Genomic DNA, 7,763 nt, shown 5'->3' with positions numbered 1-7,763 from the left:
CCACCGGCCCCTGCTCGGCCACCCAGTGCTCCTCGCGCAGCCGCTCGTTGCTCCGGTCGAAGACCTGCCGGGACAGGGCGTTGAAGGGCCGGATGTGGCGCACGCGCGTCACCGGGAAGCGCAGCAGCCGCACACCCTCCTCGGTCCGCTCCTCGCCCGGAGGGAAGGCGTTCTCCCAGGTGAGGTGGTTCTTCGCGCAGGTGGTGAGCACCGTCACGTCCCAGTGGGGCGCGAGCTGCTCCACCACCTGCTGCGCGTGGCGCTCGGCTCCGCCCGTCACCTCGCCGTAGCGCTGCACCACCACGCCCACCCGGGGCTTCTTCCTCGCTGGCGGGGCGCGGCGCCTGGGGCGCTTGTCCTCACCGAGGGCCTTCGCGAGGGCCTTCTGGGTCTCCTCGGCGGAGAAGTGCTTCAGCCGCCGGGCCTGGCCCGCGAGCAGGCGCTCGCGCAGGGACGCGTCCTCGCACAGGTCCACCACCAGCTCGGCGAGGAAGGCGAAGCGCTTCTGGTCGAAGGCGATGCCCGCGCCCCCGAGCGTCTCCGGCACCGCCGCCGCCGCGTACGCCAGCACCGGCACCTCGGCCGCCATCGCCTCCACCAGCGGCACGCCGAAGCCCTCGTGCTCGCTCATGGAGACGAAGACGTCCGCCGTGCGGTACGCGGCCACCAGCTCCGCGTGGTTGAGCCTGCCGAGGAAGTGCACCCCGGACAGCTCGCGCGCCCTGTGCTGGAGCGACTTGAAGTAGCGGCTGCCCGGCTCGTAGCCGCCCACCACCAGCAGGCGCGCGCCGGGCCGTAGCCGGAGTAGCTCCGCGTGCAGCGCCAGCAGGTCCTCGAAGCGCTTGTGCGGCGCCACCCGGCTCACCGAGAGCACCACCGGGCCCGGGCCGGACAGCCGCTGGAGCATCGCCTTGTCCGCGCTCGTTTCGGAGAAGCGCTCGGGCTCGACGAAGAGGGGGACGGTGTGGACGTGGCGGTAGCCGGCCTCGCGCAGCTCGGCACAGTTGTAGTCCGACACGCCCAGGGCCACGTCCACGAAGGGCGCCATGGCGGCGAGCTGCGCCCGTCCGGTGACGAGCGCCTCGGCCAGCGGGGTGCCCGCGTAGTAGCGCGCGGGGCTGATGTTGTGGAAGACGACGCCCCGACGGCAGGGCAGGTGCATCAGCCGGCTGCTCAGCGGCGAGGCGATGCCGTGGTGGTAGAGGACGAGGTCGTCCGGTTTGGGGCGCAGGGCCGAGGCCGGGTGGGCGAGGGACTCCAGGCCGGGGCCCACCTCGCCCGCGTAGAGTTCGCCGAAGTGGCCCAGCCGGCGCAGCAGCAGTTGCAGGTGCAGCGCCGCCTGTCCGGTGGCGTCGCCCGCCACGAAGCTCGGAATCAGCTGATGGACCGCCATAGGGGAACCTTGCCTATCACAGCGGCATGGTATGAGGCGCCCCGTGTCCATCGGTCCTGTCGCTTTCGATGCGAGCCTGTGGGACGAACCCACCACGGGCATCGGTCTCTACACCCGGTGTCTGGCCGACGCCCTGACCACCCAGGGGGTTGGCCTGGAGCGGCTGGGGGCCCGGGTTACCGGCGAGGATCCGCGGGGCCGCATGGGACGCACCGCCTATGTCCTGGGCCGGCTGCCCCAGGCGCTGCGCGGCTCGCGGGCACGGCTGTACCACGCGCTGGGCAACTTCAACCTCCCGCTGGTGCGCACCCCCGGCAAGGCGTACGTCGTCACCGTCCACGATCTCATTCCCCTGTCGATGCCCGAGACCGTCTCCCGGGCCTACCGCTGGCAGTTCCGCCTGTGGCTCGCCCGGAGCGTGCGGGTGGCGGACGGCATCGTCTGCGTGAGCGCGTGCACCCGGGATGACCTGCTGGCGCGCCACCCCGAGGTCGCCGACAAGGTGACGGTGGCCTACAACGGGGTGGACCACGTGGACCGCCACGTGCCGGACGCCACCACCGAGGACTTCCTGCGCTCGCTGGCGCTGCCCAATCGGTTCGCGCTGTACGCGGGCTCGCTGGATGTGCGCAAGAACGTGAGCCTGGTGCTGGACGCGCTGGAGCGGCTGAAGGCGCGGGGGCGGCCGGTGTCGCTGGTGTTGGCGGGACAGCGCTGGTTCGGCTCGGGCTCGGTGGAGTCGCGCGTAGCGCGCATGCGCTCCGAGGGCCATGACATCCGCCCACTGGGCTACCAGTCCGAGGCTGCTTTCTACGAGCTGATGCGGCGGGCGACGGTGTTCGTGTTCCCCTCGCGATACGAGGGCTTCGGGCTGCCGCCGCTGGAGGCCATGCGGCTGGGGACGCCGGCCATCGTGTCCACGACGGGGGCGACGCCGGAGGTGTGCGGCGAGGCGGCCCCGGCGGTGAGGCCGGACGACGCGGAGGGGCTGGCCGAGGCGATGGACCGGTTGATGGGCTCGGACGCGGAGCGGCGGCACTGGGCGGAGGCGGGGAGGGCGCGGGCGGCCCGGTTCACCTGGGCGCGCTGCGCGGAGGAGACGCTCGCCGCCTACGAGCAGGCCCTCCGGGGCCTTCAATTGTAGTCGACTACAATTGGTGTGGCACAAATCCCGACATCAATTGTGGTCGACTACAGCCGACGGCCCTCCGGGGCACGTCACATCAGCGCGGACATCTCATCGGGACCAGGGGCCTTCTGGCCGAGAACCTCGGGCAGGCGGTGCTTCTGGATCCACGCCTGGAAGTCCCACTCCGCGAGGAAGCGCCGGGCGGCCTCCATTCCCGCGCGGCGGAGCGCCTCGCCCTTCTCCGGGCGGAGGCCGAAGTCCGTGGTCTTCACCCCCAACGTGGGGATGGCGATGGTGCGGTCGAAGTTCTTCTGCTGGATGTAGCGCGCGTCGTGCGCCTCCATCATCGTGGAGAACATCGCCCGGAGCATGGAGAGGGGGCCTCGGATGCGGCTCGGCTCTTCGTGCACCTGCCCGTCGTCCTTCACCCGGTCCACCAGCTTGAGGCCGAAGGTGGGCCAGGGCGGGTTGGGCTTGCCGTTATCGAGGATGTCGACGGGGAAGTTGCTGAGCACGCCGCCGTCCACGATGTAGCAGGTTTCTCCCTGTTCGTTCTGGAGGCGCACGGGCTCGAAGAAGAAGGGGATGCTCATGCTCATCCGCACTGCCCGGGCCACGTCGAGCTCCTCGGGATTCATCCCGTAGTCCCGGATGTCCCAGGGCAGCACGAGCTGCTTGCGCCGGCTGATGTCGGCGGCGATGACCTGGAGCTTGTAGAAGTACTTCGACCCGGGCGTCTCGTCGTCCATGTGCAGGTCGCGGAAGGTGTGGACCTTGCGAGGGGCCTGGGCCAGCAACTCACGCAGCCAGCTCTCGAAATAATCTCCCTCGTAGAGGCCCTTCTCCCGCAGCAGGCTCAGCGCCGGGCCGAGCAGGGGCACCCGGTCCAGCTTGCTCAGGTCCGTGAAGCGCTGGAAGTCGAGCTGCTGCATGATGGTGCGCAGCTCCGTGGCCGAGTACCCGGCGGCGACGAGCGCCGCGACGATGGCTCCGGCCGAAGTGCCCACGACGTTCTGGAACCGCAGGCCGGCCGCTTCCAGGTGCTCGACCGCACCGACCAGTCCAATCCCCTTCACCCCTCCGCCCTCGAATACCGCGTCCACTTTGTCGAGCTGTGCCATGGCGCCCTCCTCCTCAGACTGAGTGCACCGGGCTCCAGATGTGACGGAAGGGCGTCAGGCCCGCCCCCAGGGGAGGTGAGGTGTTGGACGCTCGCTCGGTCGCTCGCCCTCGGCGGGGGGCTCGTCCAGCGTGGCCCTCGGGCGCAGGAAGAGGGACACGGCCATGGCCACGAGGCCCGTGCCGCCCGCCAGCATGATGACCTGGGAATGGGAGAAGCCGGCGTGCTCGACGAGCGCCGCCATGCCGGTGGGGACGAAGGCCGCCAGGAAGGCGCCCACGTGGAAGACGAGCCCCACGCACTTGCCGCGGATGCTCGGTGGGAAGAGCGAGGTGAGCAGCAGCGGGGCGATGCCCGGAGGCGCCGCGCCGAAGAGACCTCCCGCGAAGGCTCCCAGCCACAGCAGGCTCGGCACCATGCCCACGTACAGCGCGAGGAAGGGCAGCACGCCGAACGCGGCGATGCCCACCGCCTTGGCCACGCCCAGCCGCGTGGCGAGGGCCCCGCACAGCGCCGTCCCCAGCAGCATGCCCACGTTGAAGAGGACCACCAGTGCCGACACCCCCTGCGTCGTCAGCCCCAGCTCCGTCTTCAGCAGCACCGGGTACAGGCTGGTGAGCCCGTAGTAGCCCCCGAAGTTGAAGGCCATCACCAGCGAGGCCCACGCGAGCCGTGTCACCAGTCCCCGGCCCGTCAGCGTGTGCTCCGACCGGGCCCGCCTCGCCGCGGCGGCCTTCTCGCGGTCGAAGCTCTCCGGCACCCAGTAGCGGATGGGCAGCGCGAGCAATGCTGGCACCGCGGCGAGGAAGAAGAGCGCCCGCCAGCCCCACAGCGGCACCACGAAGGCGGACACCACCGCCGCCAGCAGGTAGCCGATGGACCAGCCTCCGTGGAGGATGCCCGAGGCGATGCCCCGGCTGCGCTCGGGCCAGTTCTCCATGGCCAGCGTGGCGCCGCTCGTCCACTCCGCGCCCATGCCGAAGCCGAAGAGGGTGCGCAGCACCAGCACCCAGGTGAAGGTGGGCGCCAGCGCCACCGCGCCGTCACACAGCGCGAGCCAGATGACGGAGAGCATCAGCGGCAGCTTGCGACCCCACCGGTCCGCCACCGCTCCGGCGGCCACTCCGCCCGCCAGCCGCAGCAGCAGCGTGAGCGTGATGGAGCCCGCCAGCGCCGTCACCCCGACGCCGAACTCCTTGGCCATCTCCGGCATCACCAGCAGGTAGATGGTGAAGTCGAAGGCATCCAGCACCCAGCCCACCCAGGCGGCCAGGAAGGACATCCACTGGCCCCGCGTGGGCTCCTTCCACCAGGGCAGCTCATCCGTTCGCATGCCCGCGAGGATAGCGGAGCGTCCCGGTACCCGTCCCGCGTACGCCCCAGGACGGAAGCCGTGGCGGGACGCGTCATTCTGACCGGGGGTCGACCTTCCCGAGGGTCTCCACCTTGCGCTCGCGGGCGGGCGTGGGCACCACGTTGCGGCGCGAACTGCCCAGGAGGCCACCGTGCGCTCGAGGACATTGCTAGCCCTGGCCGTCCTTCTTCTCGGCCTGCCCGGGCTCGCCCAGCAGGCCGTTCAGGTTCAACCCACGGTGGAGACGCGACCGGTCGTCTTCTCCGGTACCGCCATCCAGGGCGCCGCCCTGTGGGTCCACCCGACGGATCCGGGCAACAGCCTGCTGCTCGCGGCGGAAGGCCAGAACGGGCTCTTCGTCTACCAGCTCGATGGCACCCAGCGGGCGCAGCTCTCCCAGGGGGGCGCGCTGGGCGTGGACGTGCAGGAGAACTTCCGGGTGGGGGGCATCACCCAGCAGCTCGTGGTGGTGGCCAGTCAGTCCCTCCAGTCGCTCGTGGCCTACGTCGTGGATCCCACGACGCTCGAGGTGCGTGGCGCGGGGCTGGCGAACATCACCACCCAGGGCTTCAACCCCAACAGCGTGGCGCTGTACGCGAGCCCCACCTCCGGGCGCTTCTTCGCCTTCGCGGGGAGTGGGACGGGCACCGTCTGGCAGTTCGAGCTCACCGCCCAGACGGATGGAGGCGCCACGTCCAACCTGGTGCGCACCTTGAATGTGGGGGGCCCCGTGGTGGGCCTGGCCGTCGACGATGCCCAGGGCACGCTCTACGTCGTCGAGCAGAACGTGGGTATCTGGCAGTACGGCGCCGAGCCCACCGCGGCGGATGCCCGCACCTCGGTGGACGTCGTCACCGGGGGCGGCCTCGCCGCGCCGCTGGGGGCCGTGGCCCTCTACGCTCCTTCTAGAAGCGGGGGCTACCTGCTGGCGGTGAGCGGGGGGGCGAACGCGGTGCGTATCTATGATCGGACGCCCTCCGCCCATACCTTCCGGGGCAGCTTCACCGTCGTCGCGAATGGAGCCATCGACAGCGTGGAGAACCCGCGGCACCTGGTGGTGAGCAACCGTGCCCTGGGCACCCGCTTCCCCGTGGGAGTGGTGGCCGTCCAGGACGGGCTCAACGCCGCCGAGAACGAGAACTTCAAGCTCATTCCCTGGACGGCGCTCTCCGCCCAGTTCACCCCCAACCTCCTCGTGGACACCAGCGACGCCCAACCCGTCACGGACGGGGGGATGCCGGATGGCGGAGGAGCGGATGGTGGGGGAGGGGGGACTCCGCCCATCGGCCCGCCGGGCGGCGCTCCCGGCTCGTCGCCCGAGGGGTATGAGTACGGGAACTCCAGCTGCAACTGCGCCTCGGCGTCCTGGCCGGGCACGGTGCTCTTCGTCCTGGCGGGCGTGCTGCTGCTCTCGCGTCGGCGCCGCCGAGCCTGATGCGGGTTGCCTCCCAGGGGGCGGCTGGGCTCAACTCGGCGCCCCCATGTCTTCCTCTCGATTCCTCCGCGCGCTGGTGGCCCTCGCGGCCGCCGGATGCGCCAGTGCTCCGCGTCCCGCGCAGGCTCCTTCCCAGACTCCTGCCCCCCAGTCCGCTCCCGCCGCGCCCCTCCGGCTCACGCTGGTGGGCACCAATGACTTCCACGGCTGGTTGATGCCCCATGACGCCCCTCTGCCCGGCGGCCTCGTGGTGCGCCAGGGCGGGGCGGCCGTCTTCGCCGGCTACCTGGCCCGGCTGCGCGCGGACAACCCCGGCGGCGTGCTGCTGCTCGACGCGGGTGATCTCTTCCAGGGCACGCTCGCCTCCAACCTCACCGAGGGCGCCGCGGTCATCGACGTCTACAACCACCTGGGCTACGCCGCCGCCGCGCTCGGCAACCACGAGTTCGACTATGGGCCCGTGGGTCCCCGGGCGGTGCCCGGCCCGGGCGAGGATCCCTTCGGGGCCCTCACCGCGCGCATCCGCCAGGCGCGCGTCCCGCTGCTCACCGTCAACGTGCGCGAGGCCGCCTCCGGCCAGCGCCCCGCGTGGCTCGGCAATGACGGCACGCTGCTGGTGACGCTCCAGGGCGTGAAGGTGGGCGTGGTGGGCCTCACGACGCCCACGACGCCGCGCATCTCCAACCCCGCCCTCGTGTCCACCCTGCGCTTCGACGACATGGTGCCCGCCACGCTGGAGGCCGTGAAGGGCCTGCGCGCCCAGGGCGCCGAGGTGGTGGTGGGAATCGCCCACGCCGGTGGCAAGTGCGCGGACCTCTCCAACCCGCGCGACACCTCCAGTTGCGACCGGGCGGACGGGGAGATCTACGGCCTCGTCGAGGCGCTGCCGCCGGGCACCCTGGATGCCGTCTTCGCCGGCCACACCCACCAGGCCATGGGCCACTTCTTCGGGAACGTGCCCGTCCTGTCCACCTCGGGCCTGGGCCGCTCCTTCGGCGTGGTGGAGCTCTTCGTGGACCCGGTCACCCATGAGGTGCTGCCCGAGCGCACCCGCCTCCAGGCCGCCATCCCCGTGTGCGCCCAGGTGGATGCGACGAGCGGGAGCTGTGATCCGCGCAAGCTGAAGGACGCGGGGGCCTCGGTGCGGCTCGTGCCCGCCACGTTTCTCGGCGCGCCGGTGGTGCCGGACCCGGCGGTGGAGGCCCTGGTGACTCCCGCGCTCGCGCGTGTGGAAGAGGAGCAGCGCCGGCCCCTCGGCATTACCGTCACCAGCCCCCTGGGGCGTGACTACGAGGGCGAGAGCGCGCTCGGCAACGTCCTCGCCGACGGGCT

At 71.5% G+C, this 7,763-nt stretch carries 6 protein-coding genes; 3 read left to right on the top strand and 3 right to left on the bottom strand.

The window, feature by feature from the left end; genetic code table 11:
• Positions 1 to 1,393 (bottom strand): glycosyltransferase family 4 protein (locus VF794_RS32515; RefSeq protein WP_331117002.1); only part of this gene is annotated, 1,393 nt, incomplete at its 3' end.
• Between the two features lie 43 nt (positions 1,394 to 1,436).
• On the opposite strand from VF794_RS32515, the gene VF794_RS32510 reads away from it, so the two are divergent.
• Positions 1,437 to 2,537, top strand: coding sequence for a glycosyltransferase family 1 protein (locus VF794_RS32510; RefSeq protein WP_331117001.1), 1,101 nt, complete (start codon positions 1,437 to 1,439; stop codon positions 2,535 to 2,537).
• Between the two features lie 74 nt (positions 2,538 to 2,611).
• Here VF794_RS32510 and VF794_RS32505 read toward each other — a convergent pair whose 3' ends face one another.
• Both VF794_RS32505 and VF794_RS32500 read right to left on the bottom strand, forming a co-directional pair.
• Positions 2,612 to 3,643, bottom strand: a complete 1,032-nt coding sequence (locus tag VF794_RS32505) for a patatin-like phospholipase family protein (RefSeq protein ID WP_331117000.1) — start codon at positions 3,641 to 3,643, stop codon at positions 2,612 to 2,614.
• Positions 3,644 to 3,697: 54 nt separating this feature from the next.
• A complete protein-coding gene (locus VF794_RS32500) occupies positions 3,698 to 4,975 on the bottom strand; it encodes an MFS transporter (protein ID WP_331116999.1) in 1,278 nt (425 codons plus the stop codon).
• A gap of 172 nt (positions 4,976 to 5,147) precedes the next feature.
• Between VF794_RS32500 and VF794_RS32495 the strand changes: the two genes are divergently transcribed.
• Together VF794_RS32495 and VF794_RS32490 are read left to right on the top strand one after the other, a co-directional pair.
• Positions 5,148 to 6,431: a myxosortase-dependent phytase-like phosphatase gene (locus VF794_RS32495; protein WP_331116998.1), complete on the top strand. Its 1,284-nt coding sequence runs from the start codon at positions 5,148 to 5,150 to the stop codon at positions 6,429 to 6,431.
• A gap of 46 nt (positions 6,432 to 6,477) precedes the next feature.
• The coding region (locus tag VF794_RS32490) for a metallophosphatase (RefSeq protein ID WP_331116997.1) at positions 6,478 to 7,763 on the top strand (1,286 nt) is incomplete at its 3' end.

Source organism: Archangium sp., from assembly GCF_036389735.1.
Classification (GTDB): domain Bacteria; phylum Myxococcota; class Myxococcia; order Myxococcales; family Myxococcaceae; genus Archangium.
Note: the sequence above shows the minus strand (reverse complement) of the source record. Positions and strands in the feature narration are given on the sequence as shown.

Bases quoted from the DNA above. Each gene is read 5' to 3' on its own strand.
- VF794_RS32505 (WP_331117000.1), bottom strand. From the start codon at position 3,643: ATGGCACAGCTCGACAAAGTGGACGCGGTATTCGAGGGCGGAGGGGTG.
- VF794_RS32500 (WP_331116999.1), bottom strand. From the start codon at position 4,975: ATGCGAACGGATGAGCTGCCCTGGTGGAAGGAGCCCACGCGGGGCCAG.